The organism is Nocardia sp. NBC_01009 (assembly GCF_045208035.1).
GTDB lineage: Bacteria > Actinomycetota > Actinomycetes > Mycobacteriales > Mycobacteriaceae > Nocardia.
The window spans coordinates 277,547-304,076 of sequence record NZ_CP108695.1 but is presented as its reverse complement, the minus strand read 5'-3'; the positions used below and the strand labels follow the sequence as shown (position 1 = coordinate 304,076).

The following is a 26,530-nucleotide window of genomic DNA, read 5'->3' as shown; positions in this document are numbered from 1 at the left end:
GACGTCTGGTTCGGTGGCGGCTTGTGCTGGTGGTTGACGGGCTCTATCCGGCCATGCGATCACTAACACCTCACGGTCATCTTTCACCCGGACATCTGTCCATCGGCACCGTTGCAGCGGATCGCCCCCGGTGTGCATCTCGATGCGGCCATCGAGCAGCGACACCCACTTCCGGCACGAGTGCTGAGGGCATATCACCTTGATCAGTGCGCCGTCGGCGCTGAAACCGCTTCCGCCGCAATGGGACAGGCTGACCCATGGGCCGCAATCACATTCAGACATGCGCCACCTCACGCGCCCGGCCCGGTCCCACGCACGCGCGAACCGATTCGATGACGAGAAGTCCGGAGGGTCGGAAGGTGTCATGTGGTGGTTCGATCCATTGCCTGATGGCCCCGGATTGCGTGGTCGGCGACGGCAACGCCACTGTTCCGCCGTCGCGGATGACAGATATGTTGTGGCGGAACAGATCAGCGAACAGTGGCACATCGTCGGGTATGTCGGGTCGGATCAAGAATGTCCATCTGTTGGACCGTGGATGCGAGAGGATCGGGCCGATAGCGGCTCCGCGTCGGCCCATGTCGTGTTTGACCGATTGGCCCAGCGGTGCGGGCATCGTGAGCCCTCCGACGTGGCTGGCTTTCATGATGATGCGACCCAAGCTCGGTGGATCGATGGTTGCGGGCAGATCGCATACCCGCCGGTAGAAGAGGCAACGGGACACGGGGGTATCCCCAAAAGGTATGTGCTCCATTGAGTTCAATCCCTTGGGTCGTGGTCGGTGCTGTGGCCGATGGCTGAGACCTGGGCATCGGCATGTTGAGGCAGTGCGCCGGGATCCCATTCGCGTGAGCCGTCCGCGACGAGTTCGATGAGTTCGACAGACAAGGTTCATTGCACCGCCTCGGCTGGAGTCAGTGGCACCGGTGGCAGGGGACCTGACACCCCGCCACCGGGCCGCATTGGGTTTGCCCATTCGGCGAGTGCGTGGCCGATGCTGACCATTTCATCGCTGGGCAGTTCACAGGAGACAGGGTCGGGCGTGGCGGCCCAATTGGTGAGGGCGTCGCGGTAGCGGGCGATCGCCTGGCCTGGCAGGTCACAGAAGACTGGGCGGGGTGGGCCCTTCGAGCGCGGTGGTCCGCTTCGGCAATTCTTTCGTGGTCAACAACTTTGACCCCCTGGTCACGGTTTCCGGCTTGGAAGCACTCCGGCGACGGGTGCTCGTTCAGCATCGGTTCCCCATGACCGGCGATACAGGTACGCAACCGGCAATTTGGTCCTACTCTTTCGGTATTCGACACGCCGAGTTGGGGGGTGGACCAGCGATGATCGAGAAATGGACGGGTACCGATGTGAAGGCACTTCGCGATGCGATGCGCCTGTCTCAGGCGGAGTTCGCTGCGGTGTGTCAGCGTGGTGTGCGCACGGTCGGAAAGTGGGAGCAGGAAGGCGCGGCAGCGTTGCTGAGTCCGCGGTCGGCGGACGTGATGGATACGTTGCTGGACAGTCTGACTCGCGAGCAGGCTCACCGGTTCCACAAAGCCGAGCCATCGTCGGCGCTCGCGGTAGTTGTCGCGGCGGCACCGGACCGTGCGGGCCTACACTCGCCATTGGATGACGATTTGCGGATGTGGGTCGAAATGAATCGACGGGAGCTTTTGCAACTGTTCGGCGGTGTCGCAGGCGGCCTGCCTGCCGTCGCTGCAATCCTGGCGGGCCTGGATGTCAATGAACAACGGCGCGTTGGTGAGGTGCTGATCCGGCCCGAGCGGGTGGATGATGCGAGCATCGCCCATATCGAAGACGCACTGAATATCGCACTGACACAAAATGATGTGTACGGCCCGCAAGCTGTACTGCCGATGGTGACCGCGCAGCAGGCTATTGCGCGGGCGCTGCTGGCCCAGGCACCCGAGCGGTTGAAGCCTCGGTTGTTGACCGTGCATTCGCAGTTGGCGCAGCTGGCTGGGTGGATGCATTTCGATCTGCGTGCGTTCGATCTTGCCAATGCGAGCTATGAGGCGGCCCGCGAGTCCGCGCACGAGGCGGGCAACGACGAGCTGGTCGCGCTGGTGTTGTGCAATCTGAGCTACCTGTCGACCTGGCGGGGGTCTCCGCGGACCGGTATCGATCATGCTGTGGCAGCGCAGGTGTGGGCGCGCAGCGTCGACGACAGCCTGTTGAGGTCCTATGCGGAAGTGATCGCGGCGTTCGCGTACGCGTCCAGCGGACGGGCCAACGCGTGTCTCGCGGCGTTGGACACGGCGGACGATGCGCTCGTCGACGGTATCGGGACGGAGGCGAGCGTCGCCTATTTCCACGGGCCGGGGCTGTCGCTGTCGTTCCGTAGCGACTGCATGTATCGGATCGGGCGAGCGGCCGACGCGCATCAGGCGGCCCTATCTTCGCTGGAGCTGATCGGCGAGGGATACACCCGCAACCGGGCAATGGCCTACGTCGATCTGGCGCACGCCCACATCGAGGGACGCGAGATCGATGAGGCGGCGCAGGTGATCGGGGAAGCGGCCGTGCTGGCTGCGGCGTGCCGCTCGGACCGGCTGTCGGGGATCATCGCGGGCGTACGGGCGGATTTGACGCCGTGGGCGGACGCTTTGTGTGTCCGCCATTTGGATGACCTGATGAACGACTACGGCCTGTCCAATTCCCGGATGTAGATATCAAATTCGGGGGACAGCATTCCGGGTGTGTCTTGGCGTCCGATCAGGTGCCATCCGCCGAGCGCCCGGTAGAAGGCGTGGCTGGCATCGGCCTGCGGTTGTACCGCCAGCGTCGCGCGTTCCTCGGTACGGTTGCCGAGCAGGGTGTCGAGCAGGCGGCGTCCGATACCGTGCCTTCGCGCTGCGGCGTCGACGGCGAGGTCTATGACGGCGAAGGTGCGGGCAGGCCACTCGGTCGTCACCTCGGCGGGTACCGGCTGCTGGAATCCCTTCCACCATCCGGTGGTGGTCGATAGCGTTGTTCCGTAGACGAATCCGATCAGGGCGTCCGCGGCGTCGGTGGCTACCGCGATCCCGAAGTTCGGTGACCCGATCATGCCGGTCAGTAGTTCCCGGTGGTGCTGCGACTCGGTGTCCGGCCATACGAACGGCGGTTGCGAGAACGCGGCGTCGTAGAGCTGGCAGATCGCGTCGAAGTGTCGTCGTGCGTCGGCGGCGGTCCCGAGTCGCACTGATACTTCGTCATCCATAGATCCGACCATAGTGGCGATTTGTGGGCATCGGCTGCGGGTGGGGAATTCGCTTGTCCTGCACCCTGTCTACTCGCCGGGCTTCGCCCGCGATCGACCGTGGACACGCTCCAGATCGCCGGAGAACGCACGGACAGTCCGGCCCACCTCCGGCTCCTCTGACCAGACGCTGAACGCCGCGCAATCCGCCCTGCTTCCGGGCTTCGTGTGTTCGGGTCTGCGGCGCGAACAACGCACGGGCCGCGTGGCCCGCTACGTCGATCGCCGCTGCGATCGCTGACCTCGGTGGTCAGACGACCGCGGGAAGGCCGAAGCGGGGGAAGAGGGTTGGGTCCACGAAGACGGTGATTCGATGGATCACTGAGTCCTTCAGCGTGAAGGTGTGGATGGAATGTGGACGGTAGCAACCGGTTTCGTCGCGGAGGTAGTAGGCGATGGCGGGTTGGGTGTTGGCTGCGGTCGGGATGGCGCGCCATTGGGTCGGGTCCGTTGCGCACCTGGCGGCGTAGAACTCGACGACATGGGTGCGGCCGGCGAACCAGACCAGGGCGGGTGGCATTTCGAGCCTCACGTCGTCGCGCAATAGCTTGGCGAATTCGTCCATGTCGGCATTGCCGAAGGTGGACATGTAGCGATCGACCATCGCGCGTTCGTTCGGACTCAGGGATTCCGACATTCGATCGAGCATCGGGGCATCCTTGTCGAGTTGGGCGTGTGCGCGTTGCAGCGCGCTGTTGACTGCGGCGGGGGAGGTTTCGAGGAGGTCGGCCACCTCGGCCGCCGACCAGGCGAGTACGTCACGAAGGATCAGTACGGCACGCTGCCGGGCAGGTAGATATTGCAGAGCCGCGATGAACGCGAGCCGGATGCCGCTGCGTGCGGCCACCACGGTCGCCGGGTCGTCGGCCGACGTGCCGAGCAGCGCATCGGGAATCGGCTCCAGCCAAGAGATCTCGGGGTGCTTCTCGGGGCGGTTCGGCATCTGCGCGCTCGGTCCGACCAGCCCGGTGGGCAGTGCCCGCCTGCCGCGCTGCTCGAGCGCGGTCAGGCAGGCATTTGTCGCGATTCGGTACAGCCAGGTGCGCATCGAGGCGCGCTGTTCGTCGAAGCGGTCCGCGGCCCGCCAGGCGCGCAACATGGTTTCCTGCACCAGATCCTCGGCGTCGTGGATCGAGCCGAGCATGCGATAGCAGTGCGCCAGCAGCTCCGGGCGGTAGGGCATCGTCCGCGCCGCGAAATCCGCACCGATCGTCATAGGTGCACAACCTACCGAGCCGGAGCTCGGTTCCCGTCGGTCGATGCGGGTCATGCGGTGGTCCCCGTGCTATCAGCGGGGACCGGCGAGTTCGCGGCCAACGGGCCACCCGCGGCGGCCGGCGCGCCTACCGAATTCGATGATTCGGCCAGACCCGGCGCCACCGGCGCACCTCCGGGAATCAGCAGGCCGATCACCGCACCTGCGAGCGAGAGGAGCGCCGCCGTTCCGATCGCCGCGGCGAATCCATCGCTGAACGCCTGCACCGATCCGAACCCGCCCGCTGCCGCAAAGACCGCTGCGGGCACGGCAATGCCGAAAGCGCCGCCGAGCTGGCGCACAGTGTTGAAGGTGCCCGACGCGGCCCCGACCGCAGACATCGGCACGGCACGCAGCACCGCACTCTGCGCCGCAGGTATCGCCATGGACACGCCGATACCCATGATCACGAACGGCGCGATCATGGCCGGATAGCGCAGATCGGGGTCGGCGACGAGCGCGATCCAGCCGAAACCGACACCCTGCATGAGCAATCCGGTGACGATGAGGGGGCGTTCGCCGAACCTGTTGATCTGCTTACCCGCCACCGGCGCGACGAGGAACAGCGTCACCGTCCACGGCGCCAACCGGACGCCTGCACCGAGCGGACCCTGCTGCTGAACCACCTGTAGGAACTGGGCGAAGAAGAACGCGCCACTGAAGACCGTGGCAAACAGTAAGAACCCCACCGCATTTCCTGCGGAGAAGGCTCGGGACGAGAAGAACTGCATCGGTATCAGCGGTGTGCCGGTGCGCAACTCCCAGCGGACGAACCCGAACAGCCCCACCGCGCCGACGACGAACGCACCGACTACTTCGGCGCTGACCCAACCGGACTCGTTGCCCCGAATCAGGCCCCACACCAGGCCGAGTGCGGCGACGCTCACCAGCGCGATTCCGAGGTAGTCCAGTGTGCGTGCGGTGCCGAAACTTTCGGAAAGCCGCGTGCGCACCAGCGGGACGAGCACCGCAACGATCGGGACGTTCAGCCAGAAGATCCATTGCCAGGCCAAGCCCTGCACCACCGCTCCGCCGACCAGTGGGCCGCCGAGGGTGGCCAATCCGGTGACGGCGGCAAACAATCCGAGCGCACGCGTCCGCTGCTCCGGCCGGAACGTGGCCGACAGCAACGCCATGGCCACCGGCAGCACGGCTGCGGCGCCTGCGCCCTGCGCGGCTCGCGCGGCGATCAGCCAGCCCAGGCTCGGTGCCAGTGCACACCCGGCAGAGGCCACGCTGAATACGATCAGTCCGGCCGCGAGCACCCGCCTGCGGCCCAAGCGGTCTCCGAGTGCCGCGCCTGCCATCAGCAGCACTGCGAAACTCAGGGTGTAGGCGTTCATCGTCCATTCCAGCTCGGCGATCGACGCGTGCAAATCGAGCTGGATCGCATGCAGCGCCGTGGTGACGATCAGGGAATCGAGCGTGATCATCAATGCGGAAAGCGAGGTCAGCGCCAGTACCCAGCGCTGACCGACGGTCATGTTCATCGCGAAGTTCCTCCTCCGAAGGGGTTTCGCGAGTACTTACCTGCGCCGGCGTGCAGACTCATCGGAGTTGGAGAAGAAATTTTCGGCGGGTCCGGCGAAGCTCCTGCGGCTACGGAGAAGACGTGAGCGGCTCCGCGTCATGCGGGTGCGTCGGCTCGACGACAGGACGCAACGTTCGCGCCCAGACGACGAAGCCCCAGGCAACGAAGCCCGCATAGACCAGGTACAGCGAGGCCGACGGGTAGTAGCCGGCCTTCAGCAGCAGTGGCACCCCGACCAGGTCGACGGCGATCCAGATGAGCCAGAATTCGGCGAGGCCACGGGCCATGCCGTAGGTGGCGAGCACCGAGCCGGTGAAGATCCACGCTTCGGCCCACGGCCCATAGGAGCCGATCAGGGCGAAGAGCTGCGCGAAGACGGCGGTGCCGATCAGCATGGCCGCGACGAGCAGCCAGCGCTCCCGCGTGCTCGCCCACCGCGGATCGACGCCGCGATGCTCCAGCCCGGTTTCGATGCGGGCATGGCGGTACCAGCTCCACCAGCCGTAGACGCTGACCGCGACGAACATCAGCTGGCGGCCGGCCTGGCCCGCCATATTCAAGTGCTGGGGTGTGTTGAAAATGCCGCCGACGAAAACCGTGAACAACAGCGTGTTGCCCGCGATCCCGATGGGCCAGGCCCAGACCCGCCGCCGCATGCCACCGATCGCCGAGGCCAAACCGAAGCCGTTGCCGATCACCTCGCGCCACAGGATCTCCGAGCCTGCGATATGCAGCTTGGCGTCGAGCAGCGCATAAATCGGGTTCACGACCGGTGTAACCGTCGCCGGGCGGTTTCTCATCCGCACGGCGGTATTCCGTTCAGCCGGATTCGAACGAACAACAGCCCGAACGCGCCGCGCGTAACGATTGTGCAATCTGGGGTGGCGATTCGCAATATCCGTGCAACGACCTGCTCCTAGGGTTTGTTATATGAGCACGGCGAGCGATACCGGCGAGCAGGAGCCCAGCGGCGGGACGGGCATCCATATCAGCGGGTTGACGAAGACCTTCCGCGTCGGTAGACGCACGGTGCACGCATTGGATTCGGTGGACCTGCATACCGAGCAGGGTGCGTTTCTTTCGCTGCTCGGGCCGTCGGGGTGCGGCAAGTCGACGGTGTTGCGCATCCTGGCCGGATTGGAGACGCCGACGGCGGGCAAGGCGCTTATCGATGGTGAGACGCCCGCCGAGTTGCGCGGTCACCACGAGCTCGGCATCGCCTTCCAGGATTCGGCGCTGCTGCCGTGGCGCTCGGTGGAGTCCAATATCAAGCTGCCCATGCAGGTCGCGGGTCTCAAACCCGATCCGGACCAGATCGCCGACCTGGTCCGGCTGGTCGGGTTGGAGGGCTTCGAGAAGGCCAAGCCCGCGCAGCTGTCCGGCGGTATGCGGCAACGAGTCTCGATCGCGAGGGCGCTGGTGGTGAAGCCGACGGTGCTGCTGCTGGACGAGCCGTTCGGCGCGCTGGACGACATGACCAGGCAGCGCCTCAATCTGGAGTTGCTGCGGATCTGGACCGAGAAGCCCGCGACCACGCTGATGGTCACGCACGGCATCGCGGAGGCGGTATTCCTCTCCGATGTGGTCGCGGTGATGAGCCCGCGGCCGGGTCGCGTGCTCGAGCTGGTGAAAATCGATCTGCCGCGCCCGCGCACCCCCGAGATGATGCGGAGCCCCGAGTTCCACAAGTTGCACGACTATCTCTCGGAGCTGTTGTTCGGGAAGTCGGGTAAGGGTGGCGTCGCATGAAACACGCGGGCGGTCTGCTCGGCATCGTCGGGCTGATCGCGATCTGGTGGCTGCTCGCGGCGCTCGATGTCGCGGGCGGCACCATTCCGAGCCCCTGGCACGTGCTGGACACCATGTACAACGACGGCTGGGCGCTCTACGGCCCCAACTTCCGGATCACGGCATGGGGTGCGCTGAAAGGCTTCGTATGGGGTAATGCGCTCGCCATCGGGCTGGCCATCCTGATCATGCTGATTCCGCCGATCGAACCGCTGGCCACTCAGTTGGCCATCCTCAGCTACTGCACGCCGCTGCTCGCGCTCGGACCGATCATCCTGGTGGTCTTCGGCGGTCGCACCCCGACGGTGTTCCTCGCCGCGATGTATTGCTTCTTCACCACCATGGTCGGAACGGTGACCGGTCTGCGCTCGGCCGACCAGACCAGCCTCGACCTGGTGCGTGCCTACGGCGGCGGGCGCTGGCAACAGTTGTATCGGGTGCAGGCGATCGCCGCGCTGCCGAATACGTTCGCGGCGTTGAAGATCGCCGCGCCCTCCGCAGTGCTCGGCGCGATCATCGGTGAATACCTCGGTGGGGTGGACAGCGGCATCGGAGTCGCGCTGACCGCCGCCCAAACCGCCTACAACGTGCCGCGCACCTGGGGTATGGCACTCGCGGCCGCGGCATTGGCCGGACTCGGCTACGCGATCGTCGCGTTGGCCGCCCGGCTGGTCGCGCCGTGGACGACACAGGAGGCCCGATGAGTGACCGAGCCGACGACCGGAACCCGACCGTGGCGCCTGCCCCGGCGGTCACCGCCGACACCAGCGCGGCGCGGCCGAGCGCTGCCGCGGGAACCATCGACGTGCTGCGGCGGATCGGGCGCTTCCTGTTCCCGCTGTTCACCTCGCTGCTGCTGATGCTCGCCATCTGGTACGTCTTCCTGAAGGCCTTCCCGCAGGTCGGGCCGCGGGTCGGCAAGACGCCGAGCGATATTTGGAAATACCTCGTCACCTCGGATAACGCTGGAACGGCGCGGCAGGCGATCTTCGACGATCTGCAGATCACGCTGCGTGATGCGGCCATCGGGTTCGGGCTCGGGATGGGGGCGGCGCTGGTGGTCGCCGCGCTGTTCGTGTCGTTCGCGGCGGTCGAGCAGACCTTCCTGCCGGTCGCGATGCTGCTGCGGTCGGTACCGCTGGTGGCGCTCACCCCGATCATCGTGCTGGTGTTCGGGCGTGGGCTCGCCGGTGTCACGGTGATGGCCGCGATCGTGGTGTTCTTTCCGGCGCTGGTGATGATCATGGCGGGATTGCGCAACGCGCCACAGCATGCGATGGACCTGGTGACCGCCTACGGCGGCTCGCGCTGGACCGGGTTGCGGATGGTCGCGGTCCCGGCCGCGCTGCCCTCGGTGTTCGCCGCGGCCCGAATCTCGGTGCCCGGCGCACTGATCGGCGCGCTACTGGGTGAATGGCTCGGCAGCGGCACCGGTCTCGGTGCGAGCCTGATCCGCGCCATCCCGACATTCCAGTACAACAAGCTGTGGGCGTCGATCGTCATCGTCACCATCGTGTCGGTGATCCTGTACGCGATCGTCGGCGTGATCGAAAATCTCGTGCTCGCCCGATTCGGGCCGGAAGCCGGTCGCCGTTGATCGCAAATTCGGGCAAATCAACGCTCGGAACCTCAAAGTAAAGAAATCGAAACGGAATCGACCTAGATTCGGCGCATGACACCCGCGCAACGCTCCTCGTTCGGGCCGCAGCACCTGGACCGCCGTTCGTTCCTCCGCTACTCCGCACTGGCGGGAGCCGTGCTGGGCGGCACCGGGCTGCTGGCCGCCTGTGGCTCCGATTCCACCAGCTCATCGGGCGGCTCGATCGACGACGGTTCCAAATACGGCACCGTCGCGATCCAGCTCTCCTGGTTGAAGAACATCGAATTCGCCGGTGAATACTTCGCCGATTCGAAGGGCTATTACAAGGACGCCGGTTTCGGGTCGGTCAACTTGATCGCGGGCGGCGCCGCGAGTACCTCGGTGGAGGCCGGGCTCGACACCGGAAAGGTGTGGCTCGGCACCTCGGCCCCGCAGACCACCGCGCCCGCGATCCTGGAGGGCCTGCCCGCGAAGATCGTCGCGACCACCTATCAGAAGAACCCGTTCGCGATCGTCAGCTCCGCAGCCAAGCCGATCAAGACGCCGCAGGACATGAAGGGTCGCAAGATCGGTGTGCAGGACACCAACCAGCTCATCTTCGGTGCGCTGCTGACCGCCAACGGTATGAAGCCGAGCGATGTCACTATCGTGCCCGCGCAATTCGATCCGACCCCGCTGGCCAACGGCGAGGTCGACGGCTGGGTCAGCTATGTGACCAACGAGCCGATCACCTTGGCCGCCAAGGGATTCGAGAACAACCACTTCTTGTTCGCCGATTACAACCTGCCGCTGGTCGCCGAGACGTTGACGGTCAAGCAGTCCACCATCGACAAGGAGCGCGACAAGCTCAAGGCTTTCCTGATCGCCGAGATCAAGGGCTGGAAGGACGCCATCGGGAACCCGGAGGAATCGGCCCGACTGGCCGTCGAGGTGTACGGCAAGGATCAGAAGCTCGATCTTGCCGAGCAGACCAAGGAGGCGATCGCGCAGAACGGTCTGGTGATTTCGCAGGACACGACGGCCAACGGGCTGCTGAGCATGACCGATCACCTGATCGAGCAGAACATTGCCGCGCTGCGCAACGCCAAGATCGACATCAAGGCCGATCAGCTGTTCGATCTGTCCGTGCTGCGCGAGGTGTACGCCGAGAATCCGGGCCTGAAGTAGGCGTACCTCCGCCTTCGCTCCGGCCATGCGCGGTTTGGGGACGGACTTCGTCCGACTGTGCTTATTGGGCGTACCTGCGCCTTCGCTGCGGCCGTGCGCGGTCTGGGGACGGACTTCGTCCGACTGTGCTTATTGGGCGTACCTGCGCCTTCGCTGCGGCCGTGTGCGGTTTGGGGACGGGCTTTGTCCGGCTGCGCCTGTTGGGCGTACGTGCGCCTTCGCTCCGGCCGTGCGCGGTCTGGGGACGGACTTCGTCCGGCTGCGCCTATTAGGCGTAACTCCGCCTTCGCTCTGGCCGTGCGCGGTCTGGGGACGGACTTCGTCCGGCTGCGCCTATTAGGCGTACCTCCGCCTTCGCTCCGGCCGTGCGCGGTCTGGGGACGGACTTCGTCCGGCTGCGCCTATTAGGCGAACGCCTGCTCGGTATGCAGGGCGTCGCTGCTTTCGGATAGGTGCCGTCCGGTCCGACCGGACCGGGCGGCTAGCAGTTGCGCGGCGATCGAGACCGCGACCTCGGCGGCGGTCCGTGCGCCGACGTCGAGTCCGGCGGGGGAGTGCAGGCGGGCCAGGGTGGCATTGTCGAAGCCGCCCGCCTGGAGGTCTTCGATGCGCCGAACGTGGGCAGCCCTCGAGCCGATCGCTCCGAGATAGCCCAGCTCGGGTAGTCGCAATGCCACTGTCAGCAGCGGGATCTCGAACTTCGGATCGTGCGAGAGCACGACGATCCCGGTGCTGCTGTCGATTTCACCCGCCGCCGACAGGGTGTTGAGATAGCGGTGCGGCCAGTCGACGACCACCTCGGCGCCCGGGAAGGCATCGGGGGTGGCGGCGGTGTCACGCGAGTCGCAGATGGTGACGCGGTAGCCGAGCAGGTTTGCCTGCACGGTGAGCGCCGCGGCGAAGGCGTTGGCGCCGAAGATGAGCAATCGCGGCGGTGGCGGGAACGAGGCGACGAACAGATCCGATTCGGGCAGCGCGACCAACTCGGTGGCGTGCCGCTTGTCGGTGACCAGATGCTGGCCGATCAGGTCCGCGTCCGGATTCCACACCACCGTGAATACGGTGACCCGGCGCTGGGCCGCGATTTCGGCTGCGACAGTGGGGAATTCGGGAAAATCCCGGCGGGAGAACGGTTCGATGAACACATCGATCATGCCACCGGAGTCCAGGCCCGCCTCACCGATGGGAACGCCGAAACGGTGCAGCCCGCGCCTGCCCGTGCGGGCGGCCTCGACGGCGGCGTCGTAGATGGTCGATTCGACGGAGCCGCCGAGCACCGAGCCGTAGATGGAGCCGTTCGCGTCGACCAGGATCGCAGCACCCACCGGCAGCGAACCGGAACCGATGGTGCGCACGATGGTGGCCAGCCCTCCGGTACGTCCGGAATGCCATAGTCGCAGTAAATCTTCGACAATGTCACGCATCTGTTAGCTCCGATCACCGTGCGGCCGAGGCTGGGTAATCACGATCGTTCCCCGTCGCCAAATCGTCGCACGTGACGCACACCATATCGTTCTTACCGGACAAATAGGTGCGTGCGCCCGAATCTCCTACGGCTTGCTTCCACGCCGTGGTCCAGTGCTTGCGCGCGAGCACAACGGGGTGTCCCGGTGTGTCGTGGAACACAGCACGGGCCAGGCCGCTCGGTGCCGCGAAGGCGGCGGCGGTGACCCTGGCGACGACATCGGCTCCGACATCGGGGGTGTCCACCGGCATGATCGCCGCGTACCCGGCGGCGGTGTCCGCCGCGGCGATCAGCCCGGACCGGAACGAGGCGCCGAGTCCGGTGGCCCAGTCCGCCGCCCACACGTGGCGCACGCCAGGGGGCAGGTCGACGATGTCCGGCGACGGGCCCGTCGCGCCGAGTACCACGATGATCGGATCGCAGCCGCCATCGCGCAGTGCCGTCACTGCCGCACGCAGCCAGGCGCCGTCTTCGGCGAGCGCCTTCGGCATTCCGTAGCGCGTTCCCGCGCCCGCGGCGAGCACGATGCCGACGCACTCGGCGGTGCCTGCCCGGCCCGCATCACGTGCTGGTTCGGCGCCGTGTTCGGTGCCGGCGCCGTGGTTGGGAACACCCATAGAGAGAACGGTAGTCCGCGACCGTTGCCAGCAGGTTTCCCACAGGTGGTATGCAGCTGTCGAACCATCTCGGCGCGTCTACGCGACACGCCGGACGCGATCTCTGTCGTTCGAGTGGCAGCCGGGCTGTTCGTATTCGATGCTGGACCGATGACACAGGACGGGGAGGGCCTCGCGCCGTTCAACGCGCTGCCCGAGACGGACGCCGTCGCGGCATTGCTCGATTGTTGCTCGGCGCCCGGGTGGGCCCGTGCGGTGGCTTCCGGGCGACCGTATGCCACCGTCGAAGTTCTCCTCGAAACGGCCGATACGGTACTGGCCGAACTGTCCGAATCTGAGATCGACCGCGCACTCGACGGGCACCCCAGGATCGGGGACCGGCCGGACACCGCGGCGTCGGCGCGCGAGCAGGCCGCCGTGGCCACCGCCGCGGATTCGATACGGGCCGCGCTCGCCGAGGGCAACCGCGCCTACGAGCAGCGGTTCGGTCACATCTACCTGGTGTGTGCGACCGGCAAATCCGGTGCCGAGCTGCTCGAACTGCTGCACGCCAGGCTCGGCAACGATCCGCAGACCGAAAGGCGCGTGATGCGAACAGAATTGGCAAAGATCAATCGAATCCGATTGCGCCGCCTGCTCGGCGCCGCCGCATGAGCACGCTGAGCACCCATGTGCTCGACGCGGTTCGTGGTGCGCCTGCGGCAGGCGTCGCGGTGGCGCTGCACGGCGGCCGGGAGCAGCTCGATGCGGGCGTGACCGATGCCGACGGGCGGATCGGCGCACTCGGCGGGACCCTCGCCGCAGGCACCTATCGGCTGGTGTTCGATACCGGATCCTATTTTGCGCGGCTGCGGGTCGATTCGTTCTTTCCCGAGGTCTCGATCACATTCGTCGTCACCGAGGAGCGGCACTACCACGTCCCGTTGTTGCTGTCGCCCTTCGCTTTTTCCACCTATCGAGGGAGCTGATCCATTCATGGAACTGACCGGGCCGATCGTGCTGTCCGACAACCGGTACGGCAAGGCCGAGAACCGCGTCGTCCGGATCTACCGCGACCAGGCACGCCACGAGATCCGCGACCTGAACGTATCCACGGTGCTGCGTGGTGATTTCGCCGACGCCTACATCAGCGGTGACCAGTCGAAGGTGCTGCCCACCGACACCCAGAAGCACACGGCGTACGCGTATGCGAAGCAGCCGGGGATCCAGACCATCGAGGATTATGCGCTCGCGTTGGCCCGGCACTTCGTCGACGACATCGAGCCCGTCGACAGTGCGCGCATCGAGGTCGAAGAGTATGCCTGGCAGCGGGTTTCGGTCGACGGCAGCGAGCACGACCACACCTGGACCAGATCGGGCCCCGAGGTGCGCACGGCAACGGTCACCGTCGCGGGCAAAGGCGGCGACCAGCGCGCCTGGGTGATCGGCGGCGTGCAGGACCTGGTGATCCTGAAGTCGACCGGCTCCGAGTTCGCCGACTTCCTCGCCGACGAATTCACCGTGCTCGCACCGACCCACGACCGCATGCTGGCCACCTCGCTCGTTGCGCAGTGGCGTTTTGCGACCACCGTCGGCGTCGATTGGGACGCGGTGTACACCGGTGTCCGCGCCCGGTTGGTCGAGGCGTTCGCGACACTGCATTCGAAGGCATTGCAGCAGACGCTGTTCGCCATGGGGTGGGCCGCGCTGGAGGCCTATCCGGTGCTCGCCGAGATCCGGCTCGCCGCGCCGAACAAACACCACTTCGACTACGACCTCGGCAGATTCGGGATCGACACGCACGGTGAGGTGTTCCATGCCGACGATCGGCCCTACGGGCTGATCCACGCCACGGTGTCACGCGAAGACGCGCCTGATGGGGGGCCGGCATGGCAGGCATGAGCGAACCGACGCTGGTCATCGACGGGTGTGCTGTCGCGACGGTCGATGCGGCGGGCACGGAGTTCCGCCGCGGCTATGTGACAGTGCACGGCAACAGGATCGGCGCGGTCGCCGCAGGTGACGCCCCCGATTTCGGTGGCGTGCCACACATCGATGGGCGTGGTTGCCTGCTGACTCCCGGCCTCGTGAACACCCATCACCATCTCTACCAGTGGATCACCCGGGGTTTGGCGGCGGACAACACCCTGTTCGAGTGGCTCACCACGCTCTACCCGATCTGGGCGGGCATCGACGAGCACGCAGTGCGGGTCGCGGCGACCGGAGCGTTGTCGGCGCTGGCGCGCACCGGCTGCACCACCACGGCCGACCACCACTACGTCTTTCCGCACGAGGGCGGTGATCTGCTCGGCGCGGAAATCGCGGCCGCCGAGGAGGTCGGGCTGCGCTTCCACCCGTGCCGCGGTTCGATGGACCTCGGCGCGAGTTCCGGTGGGCTGCCACCGGATCGCGTGGTGGAATCGCTGGACACCGTGCTGGCCGCGAGCGCGGAGGCAATCGCCCGCTGGCATGATCCGTCGTTCGATTCGATGCTGCGCATCGCGCTCGCCCCTTGCTCGCCGTTCTCGGTCACCGCGGACCTCATGCGGGAATCCGCCGCGCTCGCCCGCGATTCCGGGGTGCGCCTGCACACCCATTTGGCCGAGACCGTCGACGAGCAGGATTTCTGCGCGACGCAGTTCGGTTGCACCCCAGCGGAATACATGGAACAGCTCGGCTGGATCGGTCCCGACGTCTGGTTCGCACACGCCGTGCACCTCGACGATGCGGCCATCACCTCGATTGCGCGGTCCGGCACCGGCATCGCGCACTGCCCTACCTCCAACAGCCGCCTCGGCGCCGGCATCGCCCGCACTGCGGACCTGGTCGCCGCGGGCGCGGCCGTCGGCCTCGGTGTGGACGGCGCGGCCAGCAACGAGTCCAGCTCGATGATCGAGGAGCCACGCAACGCCCTCCTCTACGCCCGCGCCGTCGGCGGCCCGCGCGCACTGAGCGTCCGAACAGCCTTGGCGCTGGCCACCATCGGCGGCGCCCGAGTACTCGGCCGCGATACCGAGATCGGCTCGATCGAACCGGGCAAGCTCGCCGACCTGGCCCTGTGGCGGCTCGACACCCCCGCGCACGCGGGCATCGACGACCCGGTCACCGCACTGATCCTCGGCTCGGCCCCACCGCTCGCCGCACTGATCGTGAACGGACGCGAGGTCGTTCGTGACGGCGAGGTCCGGACCGTCGACGAGCCGACCGTCGGAGCCCAGGTAGCCCGGGCACAGGCGGCGTTGGTCGCGAAGGCGGGCTGATCCGACCCGGTTGCGCGGGAGCGATGACGTTCAGGGTGGATACGACTCGATGCGGTGGCGGGCCGAATCCGCGGCCGGATAGCCCGGGTACCGGCGGCATCCGTCGCGAATACGGGCTCGAGGCAGACGCAGTCTGTGCACTGCAGACGTTCATTGTGGATGGGATGTGGCCGGATCGGCGTTGTCGACACCGTGGTACGACTGACCGGTCGACGAGGGCGAATCGGAGCTATCGGCGCAGGTCGGATGGTCGGAGCGAGCGTGCCCGGGTTCACGTCGAGGTGCGATTCGGCGTGGGACTGCGGCGATCGAAGCTATCTGGATTCTGCGGACTGGCAGGAGGGCCGAGTCGGCGTTTGCGCCGGATGGATTCGGCGTGGCGCATCGGCGTCGTCGGCTTTGGGGAGTGCCCATGCGAGCAGGTTGCGCCGACGTCGGTGACAGGGTGGGATTCGACGTCGGATCGGCCTCGATGCGACCGCCCGGGGCGAGCATGTCGACGTTTGTGGAGTGCCGGCGCTGGCATGCCGAGCGAATCGAAAGGGTCGGCCGGCTGGGATCGGCGCGGGCGACCACATCGTTCAGTCGGATTCGGAACGTGGCCGAGACAAGGGTCAGGTGGGAGGCTGGATGATGGCCGGTTCGGGCGGTCGGCTTGGTTGCACTGTGGTGATCCCGGACGGTCGAAAAAGGTATAGCGGCAGCACGGTGGGGTGAGCTGGTGAATGGGCCGATGCTGGTCGGGAGCTGGGAGCTGGGAGCTGGGAGCTGGGAGCTGGGAGCTGGGAGCTGGGAGCTGGGAGCTGGGAGCTGGGAGCTGGGAGCCAGGAGCGGGGGGCGGGGGGCGGTGGCGCCGCGGTAACGATGGCGCAATGTGGAGCGGGTGTCGTGCAACATCGCGGCAACTCTCGGCTTCTACTGTGGCGGCAGAGGTAGTGGAGTGAGGTGAGACGTGGACCTGGATACGATCCGGGCAGTGACGGTGGCGCGGGAGCGGGCTGACCTCGGGGTGGTGGGCGGCTCGTGCGGGGTTCTGGCCGGCGGCACTTTCCTGTTCTCCGAGCCGCAGGAGCGGCTGGAGCGGCTTGTCGACATCACCGCGCTCGGCTGGACCGCGTTGTCGGAGACGCCGGAAGGCTTGGAGATCGCGGCTACCTGCACATTGGCCGAATTCGCCGGTGCGGGGCCCGGCCGTGAACTCGGCTTGCCGATGCTGCGTCACGAGTGGCCGGGGACGGCGCTGTTCGCGCAGGGCTGCCGGGCGCTGCTCGCCTCCCACAAGATCTGGCGGACCGCGACCGTCGGCGGGAATGTGTGCTTGGCATTGCCCGCGGGTGGGGTACTCGGTGCGGTGACCGCACTCGACGGAGTCGCACTGGTGTGGTCGCCGGACGGAACCGATCGACGTATCCCATTGCGGGAGTTCGTTATCGGCCCGGGCGTCCAGGCATTGCGGCCCGGTGAGGTGCTGCGATCGATCACCATCCCGATGCGAAGCCTGCTGTCGCGCACTGCTTTCCGGAAAATCGCATTGTCGCCGCTGGGTCGCTCCGGGGCGGTGGTGATGGGTCGGCGCGAGCCAGGCGATCGGTGCGCGCTCACCATCACCGCGGCAACCAGCCGCCCGATTGTGCTGGATTTCGCCGAACCACCGAGCTCTGCTCAGGTGCACACAGCCATCGAGTCGATCGATCCGGCGCTCTGGTTCGACGACCCGCACGGCGCACCGGACTGGCGCTGCCACGTCACCGGCCGTCTGGCCGCGCAGGTCGCCGCGGAGCTGTGCCCCGAAATGGGTGAGCCACAATGAAATTCGAGGTCGACGGCAAGCTCGTGCAGGCGGACCCCCGCCCCGGCCAGTGCCTGCGCACCCTGCTCCGCGAAACCGGCAACCTGGCCGTGAAGAAGGGCTGCGACGCGGGCGACTGCGGCGCCTGCTCGGTGCAACTCGACGGCATGACCGTCCACTCCTGCATCATCCCCGCCTACCGCGCCGCCGACCGCACCATCACCACGGCCTCCGGCCTCGGCACCACCACCGACCTACACCCCGTGCAACAGCAATTCATCGACGCGGCGGCTTTCCAATGCGGCTTCTGCACCGCAGGCATGGTGGTCACCGCCGCGGGCCTCGGCTGCGGCAGCCCATCGACAACGCCCGACACCGCCGACCTACCCGAGCTGATGAAGGGAAACCTCTGCCGCTGCACGGGATATCGCGCCATCACCGATGCACTGACCGCCGCATCCGCGAAACCCGAGCCGGCCGCACATGTGGTGCCTGCGGAAGCTGGATCCGATGCTCGCGCCCAGCACCAGGTCGACCCCGGCGCGGCCGCTGACCTGTGCGCACCCGCTGCCACCGGTACATCTCCTGACCGCGGCTCGGGGCAGATCGGGACGGGAGCCGCCGCACCGGCGTCCGCTCGTGTCGTGACCGGTACGGAAGCATTTACCTTCGACGTTCGCGCCCTCGATGCCGACCCCACGGCCGACCCGGCGATGGCCCCGCCGGCCGCGCCACTGCATATCGCGGTGCTGCCGAGCCCGCACCCACATGCGCGGATCGTCTCGATCAATACCTCGGCCGCCGAAGCCCTCCCCGGCGTGCATGCGGTGCTCACCTGGGCCGACGCGCCGGATGTCGCGTTTTCGACTGCGCGCCACGAGTTCCGGATGGACGATCCCGATGACACCTATGTGCTGGACCGGACGATGCGCTTCGTCGGGCAGCGAGTGGCCGCTGTCGTCGCCGACAGCGTGGATATTGCCAGGGCGGCGTGCCGGGCATTGCTGGTGGAGTACGAGCTGCTGCCCGCGGTATTCGAACCGGCGCAGGCGCTCAGCCCGCGGGCACCGAAACTGCATGGTGATAAACCGAATTCGGCTCGGATCGCGGATGCGCAGCGAAATCTGGTCGCCGAGGTGCACGGCGAGGTGGGTGATGTGGCTGCGGGGCTGTACGCGGCCGCCCATGTGGTGCACGGGGTATGGCATTCGCCGCGCGCCCAGCATGTGCATTTGGAGACCCACGGTGGCATCGGCTGGTTGGACGAGCAGAGCAGGCTGGTGATCAGGTGCAGCACACAGGTGCCGTTCTTGGTGCGGGACGAATTGTGTGAAGTCTTCGGTCTGCCTCGGGAACGGGTGCGGGTGTTCGCGACCCGGGTCGGCGGCGGTTTCGGCGCCAAGCAGGAGATGCTGGCCGAGGATCTCATTGCCCTGGCGGTGCTGCGCACCGGGCGGCCGGTCCAGTACGAGTTCACCAGGTCCGACGAGTTCACCGCGGCGACGAGCAGGCATCCGATGCGCGTCGAGGTGACGGCCGGCGCCGACGCCGACGGCACGTTGACCGCCCTTGCTGTCGATGTGCTCTCCGATGCGGGCGCTTACGGCAATCACAGCGTGGGCGTGATGTTCCACGGTGTGGGCGAGTCGGTGGAGGTCTACCGCTGCGCCAACAAACGGGTCGACGCGCAGGCGGTGTACACCAACAACATTCCGTCGGGCGCGTTTCGCGGGTACGGCCTGGGGCAGATCATCTTCGGGGTCGAGTCGGCGCTGGACGAGCTCGCGCGGGCCACCGGTATCGACCCGTTCGAGTTCCGCCGCCGCAACGTGGTGGTGCCAGGAGATCGGCTCGTCGGTGCGGAAGTCGACGACAGCGATCTGATGATCGGCAGCTACGGCCTGGACCAGTGCATCGACCTCACCCAGCGAGCACTGCTGCGCGGCAACGATATTGCGGCTCCCGGCCCGGACTGGCGCGTCGGCGAGGGCATGGCGCTGTCCATGATCGCCACCATCCCGCCGCGCGGACATCGCTCCGAAGCAACGGCCACCCTGCTGGCCGACGGGCGCTACGAGATCCGGGTCGGCACTGCAGAATTCGGCAATGGCACCACCACGGTGCACGCCCAGCTCGCAGCCACCGCGCTGAATGCCGATGTGCGGCAGGTGGTGATCCGGCAGTCGGACACCGATCTGGTCGGACATGACACCGGCGCGTTCGGATCGACCGGAATCACAGTGGCGGGCAAAGCCTGCTACTCGGCGGCGCTGTCGCTGCGTGACCGGATGCTGGCCAGGGCATCCGAGCTGTCCGGACTACCCGCGTCCGAATGCGAACTGCGCCCCGGCGGTGTCCGCTGCGGTGATCGGCTGCTCGTCGCGGCGGAACTCCTGGCCAATGGTGAGCTGTCGGGCCGCGGCGATCATGACGGCAGCCCACGTTCGGTCAGCTTCAACGTGCACGCCTTCCGGGTTGCGGTTCACCCGGACACCGGATCAGTGCGAATCCTGCAGTCCATCCAGGCCGCCGACGCGGGCACCGTGCTCAACCCGGTGCAGTGCCGCGGGCAGGTGGAGGGCGGCGCGGCGCAGGCCATCGGCACCGCGCTCTACGAGGACATGCGCAGCGACCACGGCGTGGTGACCACCCGGACATTGCGGCACTACCACATCCCACAGTTCGCCGACCTGCCCCGCACCGAGGTGTACTTCGCCGAAACCGCCGATGACCTGGGCCCGCTCGGTGCCAAGTCGATGAGTGAGTCGCCGTACAACCCGGTCGCCCCCGCCCTGGCGAATGCCATCCGCGATGCTGTCGGAGTACGACTGGACCGGTTGCCGATGACGGCCGACCGGATCTGGCATGTCATTCAGAAAGGAGCGCAGGGGTGACCCGGCTACCCGAGGACGTTCGTGCCCGAATCGACGCGATGCTCGACCCGGTCGACGCCGAACTGCTTGCGCGGTATCCAGGCCCCGACGGCCGGGCGCAGCCCATTCACACGGCATACGTGTCAGCCGATCGCGTCACCGCCGAAACGCCCGTGGCATGGGGTGCGGCGGCAACGGAACTGCTCGACCGCCACCACGACCTGCTCGCCGAGCTGGACAGCACCCGGTCCCTGCCCGCCGTGCGCGACCGCCTCCAGCGCCACCCGATCCAGGATCTGCGCATCGACTTCGAGGACGGCTACGGATTCCGTTCCGACGATGAGGAAGACAAGGCCGCCATCACCGCAGGCGCGGCGCTGGCTGCCTGGGCGGAGCAATCCGACGGCCCGGCAAGTTTCGGCATTCGGACGAAGGGTCTTGCGGGCGCGGAACGCCACAGAGCCTTGCGCACCCTCGAGTTGGTGCTCGACACGGCGGGCGGCGTGCCGGCAGGCTTCGTATTTACCGTGCCCAAGATTCGAGCGGCAGAACAGGTTTCGGCTCTCGTCGCACTCTCCGAAGCCTTCGAGCGGGGCTATGGCCTGGCTGAAGGCACCTTGCGTTTCGAGCTCCAGATCGAGAGCCCGCAGGCCGTCATTGCTGCCGACGGCACCACACCGATAGCAAGAATGATCGGCCTTGCCGGTGGCCGCTGCAGCGGATTGCATTTCGGCACATACGATTACACGGCCGCCTGCGGTATCGCCGCGCCCGATCAGGCGCTCGATCATCCGGCCGCGGACTACGCCAAGTCCGTCATGCAGGTGGCCGCGGCGCAAACGGGTGTGTGGATCTGTGACGGCTCCACCCAGATCGTGCCCGACACCGAACCCGAAGCCGCACTGCGCAACCATCATCGGCTGGTCACCCGATCGCTGCGTCGCGGGTACTACCAGGGCTGGGACATGCACCCCGGGCATTTGATCACCCGCTGGCTGGCCACCTATGAGTTCTTCCGGCAGGCCACCGCCATCGCGGTCCCGCGCCTGCAGGCCTATCTCGAACGGCGATCCGGCGGGGTCATGGACGAGCCCGCCACCGCGGAAGCCTTGGCCGCCACCGTCTTACGCGGCGTGAACTGCGGCGCGCGCGGCGCGGGTGAACTCGGCGACCTGACCATCGAGGTGCTGCAAGCGCTGGTTTCGCGCGCGCCGATCCCGCAGGAGGCGTAGATGAACAACCAAGCTCCGGAACAGGAGGCGTAGTGCACGACGCGGACTTCACGCTGCTGCCGGACCTGGCGGTCCGACCCCTCGGCGGGTCGGTGATCTGGGCCGATGACGAATTCTTCGCGGAGAAGGAGAATTTGATCAACCCCGGCCCCGCCGAATACCGCCCGTCGACCTTCGGGCACAAGGGCCAGATCTATGACGGCTGGGAGACCCGTAGGCATCGGGGCAGGCCCGGTGACGATTCCGCCATCGTGCGGCTCGGCGTGCCCGGCCTCATCCGTGGCATCGTGGTGGATACCGCCTGGTTCAAGGGCAATTATCCGCCCGCCGTGTCGGTGTCCGCGCTGGAGATCGAGGGCTACCCGGACGCCGAGACCATCGCCGAACGCGACGACTGGGTGACCCTGGTCGACCGTGCCCCGGTCGCAGGCGACAGCCGCAACCCGTTCTCGATCGAGAGCGAAAAGCGTTGGACCCATGTGAAACTCACCATGCATCCGGATGGCGGCGTGGCTCGGCTGCGGGTGTACGGGGAGGGTCGCCCCGATCCGAGGCTGCTCGGTCTCGGCCCGCTGGATCTGGCCGCGCTGGAGAATGGCGCGCTGGTGATCGACTGCTCCAACCGCTTCTACAGCTCGCCCAACCAGCTGCTCTATCCCGGCCTGGCCGGGAAGATGGGCGACGGCTGGGAGACCGCCCGCCGCCGCGACGACGGCAACGACTGGGTGCACATCCGCCTCGCCGGACCGGGCCTGATCCGGCTCGCGGAGATCGACACGTCGTACTTCCTCGGCAACAGCCCGGGCTCAGCCCGGGTCACCGGCCGCACCACCGACGGCACCGAGCTAGAACTGCTGCCACGCACCGCACTGCTCCCCGACACCAGGCACCGCTTCGCGATCGCGCCGATGGGCGCTTCGGTCGAGGAAGTGCGCCTGGACATCTACCCGGACGGCGGGCTTGCGCGCCTGCGGCTGTACGGAGAGCTGGGCGAATGAGCAAGCGGGACTTTGTCGGCTACGGGGCGACACCACCGGATCCGAAATGGCCGGGTGGCGCACGGATCGCGGTCCAGTTCGTGCTCAATTACGAAGAGGGCGCGGAGAACAGTGTCCTCGACGGCGATCCGCACTCGGAGACCTTCCTCTCGGAAATGACTCCGGCGGAAGCCTTTCCGAATCGGCACATGAGCATGGAGTCGCTCTACGAGTACGGCTCCCGCGCCGGTCTGTGGCGGGTGCTCCGGGTCTTCGAGCGCCGTGCCCTGCCGCTCACCATCTTCGCGGTGGCCAGGGCCATGCAGCGAAATCCCGAGGCGGTAGCGGCTTTTCGCGAGCTCGGCCACGAGATCGCCTGCCACGGCCTGCGCTGGAAGTCCTATCAGCTCGCTGACCGCGAGACCGAGCGGGCGCACATGGCCCAGGCGGTTCGCATCCTCACCGAATTGACCGGCGCCCCACCGCGGGGCTGGTACACCGGGCGCGACTCACCGAACACCAGGCAGTTGGTGGTCGAGCACGGCGGATTCGTCTACGACTCGGATTCCTACGCCGACGACCTGCCCTACTGGGTCACCGTCCACAACCGCAATCACCTGGTGGTCCCGTACACGTTGGACACCAACGACATGCGTTTCGCCTCGCCTGCGGGTTTCCCCAGCGGTGAGCAGTTCTTCGCGCACCTGCGTGACGCCTTCGACGTGCTCTACCGCGAAGGCGCCGAGGGCAGCCCGAAAATGCTGTCGGTGGGTCTGCACTGCCGCATAGTGGGCCGCCCTGCCCGCACCGCGGCACTCGAACGCTTCCTGGACCACGTCCAATCCCACGATGATGTGTGGATAACTCGACGCATCGACATCGCCGAACACTGGCACCGAACCCACGCTCCTACGGGGCTATCGACACGCTGAACATGGTCGAATTCTCGGGAGTGTGTGCCGGAAGGCGAGATCAGCCGCCTTGCTTCCGAGATGCGGTGGAAGGATCGCTGTGCGCGGCTGTGCGCGGGTGGCTCGGGCGTAGTTGCCGAGCGAGTAATTCCAAAGCGGTGACGACTTCGTTCACCAGCTCAGGGTCGTCGGTGCCGAGTGCAGCCGCCAGTGCGGCGTCGATCGTGGTCGCCCGCACCTGTGCGACGCGGGCGGAGATTCGGTCGGCCTTGCGGATCAACGATCGACGTCGGTCGCGTGGGTCGGTGGTTGTGGTGATCGAGCCTGCTTCTTTCAGGCGGGCGACTGCGTTCGATACGGCGCTCTGCGGAAGGCTGGTGCGCGCGGCTATTTCGCTGACGGTGCTGTCTGGATGCTCCAGAATGTCGCTGGTCACGATCAGCACCGGCCGGTGGCCGCCGCCGAGACCCTCGGTGGGCAGCGCGTCTTCGCCGAGCTTCATCAGGGTTCGGCCCAACAGGAAAAGCTCCACACCATCCATGCGGCAACAGTACATCAAGTTTGATGCATCACTATTGATGTATCAGATTTGATGGGTTATCGTTCTCGGTATGACCACGATTTCGAACGCCACCCTTTCGGTGCCCGGTGCCGACCTCTACTACGAGGTCCGGGGCACCGGCCCGGTCCTGCTCATTTCGCAGAGCGGCGAGGGGGACGCGCGCCGCAGCGAGGGCCTGGTCCGCCAGCTGGAGCAGAGTTACACCGTCATCACCTACGATCGAAGGGGACTGTCGCGCAGCACGATTCACGACTCGACCGAGCCGGTGACGGTGGCGACGCATGCCGATGACGTGCATCGTCTGCTCGCTGCGCTGACAGATCAACCGGCCCGCATGCTCGGTTGCAGCATGGGTGCGGCCATTGGACTGCACCTGGCTGTCGGACACCCGGAGCAGCTGCACACCCTGATCGCGCACGAGCCGGTCGCACCGTGGCTTCTCGCGGCTGCCGAACGCGCGCACCATCTGCGCGAACTCGAACACTGCCAGCAGGTTTTCCGGGACAGCGGTTGGCAGGCCGCCTTGGCGCCCATGGTGAAAACCCTCGGCATCGACCCACGGAACCAGGAATTGGAGCCGGGTGTGGAGCTGCCCCCGATTACTCCAGCGCGTGCCGCGAACTTCGCATTCTTTATCGGCGAGGACTTCACCGCCATTCGCGCCGACAACCTCGATGCCGCCGAATTGCGGCGGTCATCTGTCCACATCATTCCGGCCTCCGGGCGTAGCACCCCGCATGAGGTTTTCGACCACAAATGCGCGCAGGAGTTGGCCGTGTTGCGTGATACCCCGGTGGTCGAATTCCCCGGTGGCCACAACGGCAATATGACCCACCCGTCGGCCTACGCCGCTCGCCTCCGTGACTTGCTCACCGCGGTGTGAGTCGGGTTCGCGACCGGCCGGGGTGCGGCTCAGGCGAACAGGTTGTGCACGAACGGTAGGGAATCCGGCAGTGAAGCATTGACCGTCCCGCTGTGGTCGGTGGGATAGGTGTGCAGCGTGACCGGCTGGCCGTTCGCCTTCAGCACGGCTGCCCAGCGCAGGGATTCCGGCGTGATGACATCGGTGTCGCGCAGGCCCTGCCCGATGAAGAGCGGCTTGTTGTAGCCGGATTCGGGCAGCGCCATGTAGCGGGCGAGGAACCCGTGCAGGTCGGGGATCTCCAGCAACGGCCGGGAGAACAGATCGCCCAGCACGACGCCGCGTGCCGCGAGCTCGTCACCGAGCGGCCCGATGCACGCATCGCGGGCGCGGGTCAGCCATTCCCGGCCGGCGTCGGTGAGGAAGGACTCGATATTCAACGTTGGGGAGGCGGCTGCCTCGCCGCCGCTCGGCCCGGCGCGGTTTTCGGACGGACTCTGTCCGGCTGCGTCCCCGTAGGCGGCTGCCTCGCCTCCGCTCGGCCCGGCGCGGTTTTCGGACGGACTCTGTCCGGCTGCGTCCCCGTAAGTCGTGCGCAGCCCGTTGAGGATGTACAGCACGTAGGCGGTGCTGTGCGGGCTCAGCTTGATGGGTGGCATATGCGGAGCCAACGGCAGCAGCACGTCCTCGACGTAGGCAGGCACGCCGGTGGTGACCGCGCCGCGGTAGTCCAACTCGGGGCCGCCGAATTCGGTGGCGTAGCGCGCGGTGTAGGCGGCCGCGCCCGCGCCCTGCGACTGGCCGACGACGGCCCACTTCTTCGCGAGTGACGAGTACTGCCTGGTCGCGGCCTGTACTGCGTCGACCACGTTGTGTGCCATGACCATCCCGTTGAGATAGGGATGCTCATCCGGTGTGCCGAGCCCGGCATAGTCGGCGGCCACGATGGCGTAACCCTGCTGCAGCCAGGTGCCCAGGTAGGCCCAGTCGCGCTCGGCGGCGCTCGGTCCGGTGATGCTGTATGCGCAGTCGTCGCCGAGTCCGACGGTGCCGTGCGCCCAGGCGATCACCGGCCAGCCGCCCGCGGGCGCAGGACCCGGCGGGAAGTAGACGGCCGCGCTCGCCTCGGTCGGCACGTTGTTCGCGGTGCTGGTGCGATAGATGATGCGGGTGGAGTTCACCGACCCCGGCGGGGTCGCGACTGCGGCGAGTGGCGCAATAGAAGTGACGGTGCCCGGTCCGCCCGCGGGGTCGGCGGTCGCTGCGGGCAGTGTCAGCAGGCTCGCGGCGCAAGTGCAGGCGATTGCCGTGGTGAACCACAGTTTCCGCATGGTGCTCCTGTCGGGTTGATCGAGCGCCCGATGCCGGCCGCGGATGGCCGAGGCAGCTGGACGCCTGTCCTGGAGTGAATT

23 protein-coding genes are annotated in these 26,530 nt (G+C 66.9%); 15 read left to right on the top strand and 8 right to left on the bottom strand.

Going from position 1 to position 26,530, the window contains the following annotated elements; genetic code table 11:
• Nucleotides 1-1,328 precede the first annotated feature (1,328 nt).
• Complete coding sequence (locus OHA42_RS01280; RefSeq protein ID WP_328406720.1) at nucleotides 1,329-2,678, top strand: hypothetical protein; 1,350 nt, start codon at nucleotides 1,329-1,331, stop codon at nucleotides 2,676-2,678.
• Here OHA42_RS01280 and OHA42_RS01275 read toward each other — a convergent pair.
• From OHA42_RS01275 to OHA42_RS01260, 4 genes are all read right to left on the bottom strand, one after another.
• Nucleotides 2,651-3,211, bottom strand: a complete 561-nt coding sequence (locus tag OHA42_RS01275) for a GNAT family N-acetyltransferase (RefSeq protein WP_328406719.1) — start codon at nucleotides 3,209-3,211, stop codon at nucleotides 2,651-2,653. The genes OHA42_RS01280 and OHA42_RS01275 overlap by 28 nt on opposite strands.
• A gap of 289 nt (nucleotides 3,212-3,500) precedes the next feature.
• Entirely contained in the window at nucleotides 3,501-4,466 is a 966-nt protein-coding gene (locus tag OHA42_RS01270; protein ID WP_406233820.1) for a sigma-70 family RNA polymerase sigma factor, read from the bottom strand.
• Nucleotides 4,467-4,516: 50 nt separating this feature from the next.
• Nucleotides 4,517-5,995, bottom strand: coding sequence for an MFS transporter (locus OHA42_RS01265; RefSeq protein ID WP_406233818.1), 1,479 nt, complete (start codon nucleotides 5,993-5,995; stop codon nucleotides 4,517-4,519).
• 109 nt (nucleotides 5,996-6,104) lie between these two features.
• Nucleotides 6,105-6,803, bottom strand: a complete 699-nt coding sequence (locus OHA42_RS01260; protein WP_406238985.1) for a nicotinamide riboside transporter PnuC — start codon at nucleotides 6,801-6,803, stop codon at nucleotides 6,105-6,107.
• Nucleotides 6,804-6,966: 163 nt separating this feature from the next.
• Here OHA42_RS01260 and OHA42_RS01255 point away from each other — a divergent pair, with 163 nt between their 5' ends.
• The 4 genes from OHA42_RS01255 (at nucleotide 6,967) to OHA42_RS01240 (ending at nucleotide 10,591) form a co-directional block, all read left to right on the top strand.
• Nucleotides 6,967-7,785 carry an ABC transporter ATP-binding protein gene (locus OHA42_RS01255; protein WP_406233816.1) on the top strand — a complete coding sequence of 273 codons (819 nt, stop codon included), beginning with the start codon at nucleotides 6,967-6,969 and terminating at the stop codon, nucleotides 7,783-7,785.
• Nucleotides 7,782-8,528 carry an ABC transporter permease gene (locus OHA42_RS01250; protein WP_406233814.1) on the top strand — a complete coding sequence of 249 codons (747 nt, stop codon included), beginning with the start codon at nucleotides 7,782-7,784 and terminating at the stop codon, nucleotides 8,526-8,528. The genes OHA42_RS01255 and OHA42_RS01250 overlap by 4 nt, the downstream gene beginning before the upstream one ends.
• Before the next feature lie 95 nt (nucleotides 8,529-8,623).
• A complete protein-coding gene (locus tag OHA42_RS01245) occupies nucleotides 8,624-9,421 on the top strand; it encodes an ABC transporter permease (RefSeq protein WP_406238983.1) in 798 nt (265 codons plus the stop codon).
• Between the two features lie 75 nt (nucleotides 9,422-9,496).
• Nucleotides 9,497-10,591 carry an ABC transporter substrate-binding protein gene (locus OHA42_RS01240; RefSeq protein ID WP_406233813.1) on the top strand — a complete coding sequence of 365 codons (1,095 nt, stop codon included), beginning with the start codon at nucleotides 9,497-9,499 and terminating at the stop codon, nucleotides 10,589-10,591.
• A 404-nt stretch (nucleotides 10,592-10,995) separates the two neighbouring features.
• Here OHA42_RS01240 and OHA42_RS01235 read toward each other — a convergent pair whose 3' ends face one another.
• Nucleotides 10,996-12,015, bottom strand: coding sequence for an XdhC family protein (locus OHA42_RS01235; RefSeq protein ID WP_406233811.1), 1,020 nt, complete (start codon nucleotides 12,013-12,015; stop codon nucleotides 10,996-10,998).
• Between the two features lie 13 nt (nucleotides 12,016-12,028).
• Nucleotides 12,029-12,547 (bottom strand): NTP transferase domain-containing protein, encoded by a 519-nt coding sequence (locus OHA42_RS01230; protein WP_406238981.1) that lies wholly within the window; start codon nucleotides 12,545-12,547, stop codon nucleotides 12,029-12,031.
• Nucleotides 12,548-12,823: 276 nt separating this feature from the next.
• Here OHA42_RS01230 and uraD point away from each other — a divergent pair, with 276 nt between their 5' ends.
• From uraD to puuE, 9 genes are all read left to right on the top strand, one after another.
• Nucleotides 12,824-13,327 (top strand): 2-oxo-4-hydroxy-4-carboxy-5-ureidoimidazoline decarboxylase, encoded by a 504-nt coding sequence (gene uraD, locus OHA42_RS01225; RefSeq protein ID WP_406233809.1) that lies wholly within the window; start codon nucleotides 12,824-12,826, stop codon nucleotides 13,325-13,327.
• Nucleotides 13,324-13,641: a hydroxyisourate hydrolase gene (gene uraH, locus OHA42_RS01220; protein WP_406233807.1), complete on the top strand. Its 318-nt coding sequence runs from the start codon at nucleotides 13,324-13,326 to the stop codon at nucleotides 13,639-13,641. The genes uraD and uraH overlap by 4 nt, the downstream gene beginning before the upstream one ends.
• Nucleotides 13,642-13,648: 7 nt before the next feature.
• Complete coding sequence (gene pucL / locus OHA42_RS01215) at nucleotides 13,649-14,554, top strand: factor-independent urate hydroxylase (RefSeq protein ID WP_406233805.1); 906 nt, start codon at nucleotides 13,649-13,651, stop codon at nucleotides 14,552-14,554.
• Nucleotides 14,551-15,912 (top strand): 8-oxoguanine deaminase, encoded by a 1,362-nt coding sequence (locus OHA42_RS01210; RefSeq protein WP_406233803.1) that lies wholly within the window; start codon nucleotides 14,551-14,553, stop codon nucleotides 15,910-15,912. The genes pucL and OHA42_RS01210 overlap by 4 nt, the downstream gene beginning before the upstream one ends.
• Before the next feature lie 976 nt (nucleotides 15,913-16,888).
• Complete coding sequence (locus OHA42_RS01205) at nucleotides 16,889-17,722, top strand: FAD binding domain-containing protein (protein ID WP_406233802.1); 834 nt, start codon at nucleotides 16,889-16,891, stop codon at nucleotides 17,720-17,722.
• Nucleotides 17,719-20,595, top strand: coding sequence for a molybdopterin-dependent oxidoreductase (locus tag OHA42_RS01200; RefSeq protein ID WP_406233800.1), 2,877 nt, complete (start codon nucleotides 17,719-17,721; stop codon nucleotides 20,593-20,595). Before OHA42_RS01205 ends, OHA42_RS01200 begins: the two co-directional genes overlap by 4 nt.
• A gap of 38 nt (nucleotides 20,596-20,633) precedes the next feature.
• Nucleotides 20,634-21,806, top strand: coding sequence for a DUF6986 family protein (locus tag OHA42_RS01195; RefSeq protein WP_406238979.1), 1,173 nt, complete (start codon nucleotides 20,634-20,636; stop codon nucleotides 21,804-21,806).
• A gap of 32 nt (nucleotides 21,807-21,838) precedes the next feature.
• Complete coding sequence (alc, locus tag OHA42_RS01190; RefSeq protein ID WP_406233798.1) at nucleotides 21,839-22,804, top strand: allantoicase; 966 nt, start codon at nucleotides 21,839-21,841, stop codon at nucleotides 22,802-22,804.
• A complete protein-coding gene (gene puuE / locus OHA42_RS01185) occupies nucleotides 22,801-23,715 on the top strand; it encodes an allantoinase PuuE (RefSeq protein WP_406233797.1) in 915 nt (304 codons plus the stop codon). The genes alc and puuE overlap by 4 nt, the downstream gene beginning before the upstream one ends.
• A 40-nt stretch (nucleotides 23,716-23,755) precedes the next feature.
• Here the strand turns inward: puuE and OHA42_RS01180 are convergent, their stop codons facing one another.
• Nucleotides 23,756-24,235: a MarR family winged helix-turn-helix transcriptional regulator gene (locus OHA42_RS01180; protein ID WP_406233795.1), complete on the bottom strand. Its 480-nt coding sequence runs from the start codon at nucleotides 24,233-24,235 to the stop codon at nucleotides 23,756-23,758.
• A gap of 70 nt (nucleotides 24,236-24,305) precedes the next feature.
• Here OHA42_RS01180 and OHA42_RS01175 point away from each other — a divergent pair, with 70 nt between their 5' ends.
• On the top strand, nucleotides 24,306-25,139 hold the full coding sequence (locus OHA42_RS01175; protein ID WP_406233793.1) for an alpha/beta fold hydrolase: 834 nt from the start codon (nucleotides 24,306-24,308) through the stop codon (nucleotides 25,137-25,139).
• A 29-nt stretch (nucleotides 25,140-25,168) separates the two neighbouring features.
• Here OHA42_RS01175 and OHA42_RS01170 read toward each other — a convergent pair whose 3' ends face one another.
• A complete protein-coding gene (locus OHA42_RS01170) occupies nucleotides 25,169-26,449 on the bottom strand; it encodes a lipase family protein (RefSeq protein WP_406233791.1) in 1,281 nt (426 codons plus the stop codon).
• Nucleotides 26,450-26,530: the final 81 nt, after the last annotated feature.

What these genes read in the sequence shown, in the direction of transcription:
- OHA42_RS01210 (WP_406233803.1), top strand. Translation starts at nt 14,551, where the DNA reads ATGAGCGAACCGACGCTGGTCATCGACGGGTGTGCTGTCGCGACGGTC.
- OHA42_RS01230 (WP_406238981.1), bottom strand. Translation starts at nt 12,547, where the DNA reads ATGCCGAAGGCGCTCGCCGAAGACGGCGCCTGGCTGCGTGCGGCAGTG.
- puuE (WP_406233797.1), top strand. Translation starts at nt 22,801, where the DNA reads ATGAGCAAGCGGGACTTTGTCGGCTACGGGGCGACACCACCGGATCCG.
- uraH (WP_406233807.1), top strand. Translation starts at nt 13,324, where the DNA reads ATGAGCACGCTGAGCACCCATGTGCTCGACGCGGTTCGTGGTGCGCCT.
- OHA42_RS01280 (WP_328406720.1), top strand. Translation starts at nt 1,329, where the DNA reads ATGATCGAGAAATGGACGGGTACCGATGTGAAGGCACTTCGCGATGCG.
- OHA42_RS01250 (WP_406233814.1), top strand. Translation starts at nt 7,782, where the DNA reads ATGAAACACGCGGGCGGTCTGCTCGGCATCGTCGGGCTGATCGCGATC.
- OHA42_RS01255 (WP_406233816.1), top strand. Translation starts at nt 6,967, where the DNA reads ATGAGCACGGCGAGCGATACCGGCGAGCAGGAGCCCAGCGGCGGGACG.
- OHA42_RS01180 (WP_406233795.1), bottom strand. Translation starts at nt 24,235, where the DNA reads ATGGATGGTGTGGAGCTTTTCCTGTTGGGCCGAACCCTGATGAAGCTC.
- pucL (WP_406233805.1), top strand. Translation starts at nt 13,649, where the DNA reads ATGGAACTGACCGGGCCGATCGTGCTGTCCGACAACCGGTACGGCAAG.
- OHA42_RS01175 (WP_406233793.1), top strand. Translation starts at nt 24,306, where the DNA reads ATGACCACGATTTCGAACGCCACCCTTTCGGTGCCCGGTGCCGACCTC.
- OHA42_RS01200 (WP_406233800.1), top strand. Translation starts at nt 17,719, where the DNA reads ATGAAATTCGAGGTCGACGGCAAGCTCGTGCAGGCGGACCCCCGCCCC.
- OHA42_RS01235 (WP_406233811.1), bottom strand. Translation starts at nt 12,015, where the DNA reads ATGCGTGACATTGTCGAAGATTTACTGCGACTATGGCATTCCGGACGT.
- OHA42_RS01240 (WP_406233813.1), top strand. Translation starts at nt 9,497, where the DNA reads ATGACACCCGCGCAACGCTCCTCGTTCGGGCCGCAGCACCTGGACCGC.
- OHA42_RS01275 (WP_328406719.1), bottom strand. Translation starts at nt 3,211, where the DNA reads ATGGATGACGAAGTATCAGTGCGACTCGGGACCGCCGCCGACGCACGA.
- OHA42_RS01270 (WP_406233820.1), bottom strand. Translation starts at nt 4,466, where the DNA reads ATGACGATCGGTGCGGATTTCGCGGCGCGGACGATGCCCTACCGCCCG.
- OHA42_RS01195 (WP_406238979.1), top strand. Translation starts at nt 20,634, where the DNA reads ATGCTCGACCCGGTCGACGCCGAACTGCTTGCGCGGTATCCAGGCCCC.
- OHA42_RS01265 (WP_406233818.1), bottom strand. Translation starts at nt 5,995, where the DNA reads ATGAACATGACCGTCGGTCAGCGCTGGGTACTGGCGCTGACCTCGCTT.
- OHA42_RS01170 (WP_406233791.1), bottom strand. Translation starts at nt 26,449, where the DNA reads ATGCGGAAACTGTGGTTCACCACGGCAATCGCCTGCACTTGCGCCGCG.
- uraD (WP_406233809.1), top strand. Translation starts at nt 12,824, where the DNA reads ATGACACAGGACGGGGAGGGCCTCGCGCCGTTCAACGCGCTGCCCGAG.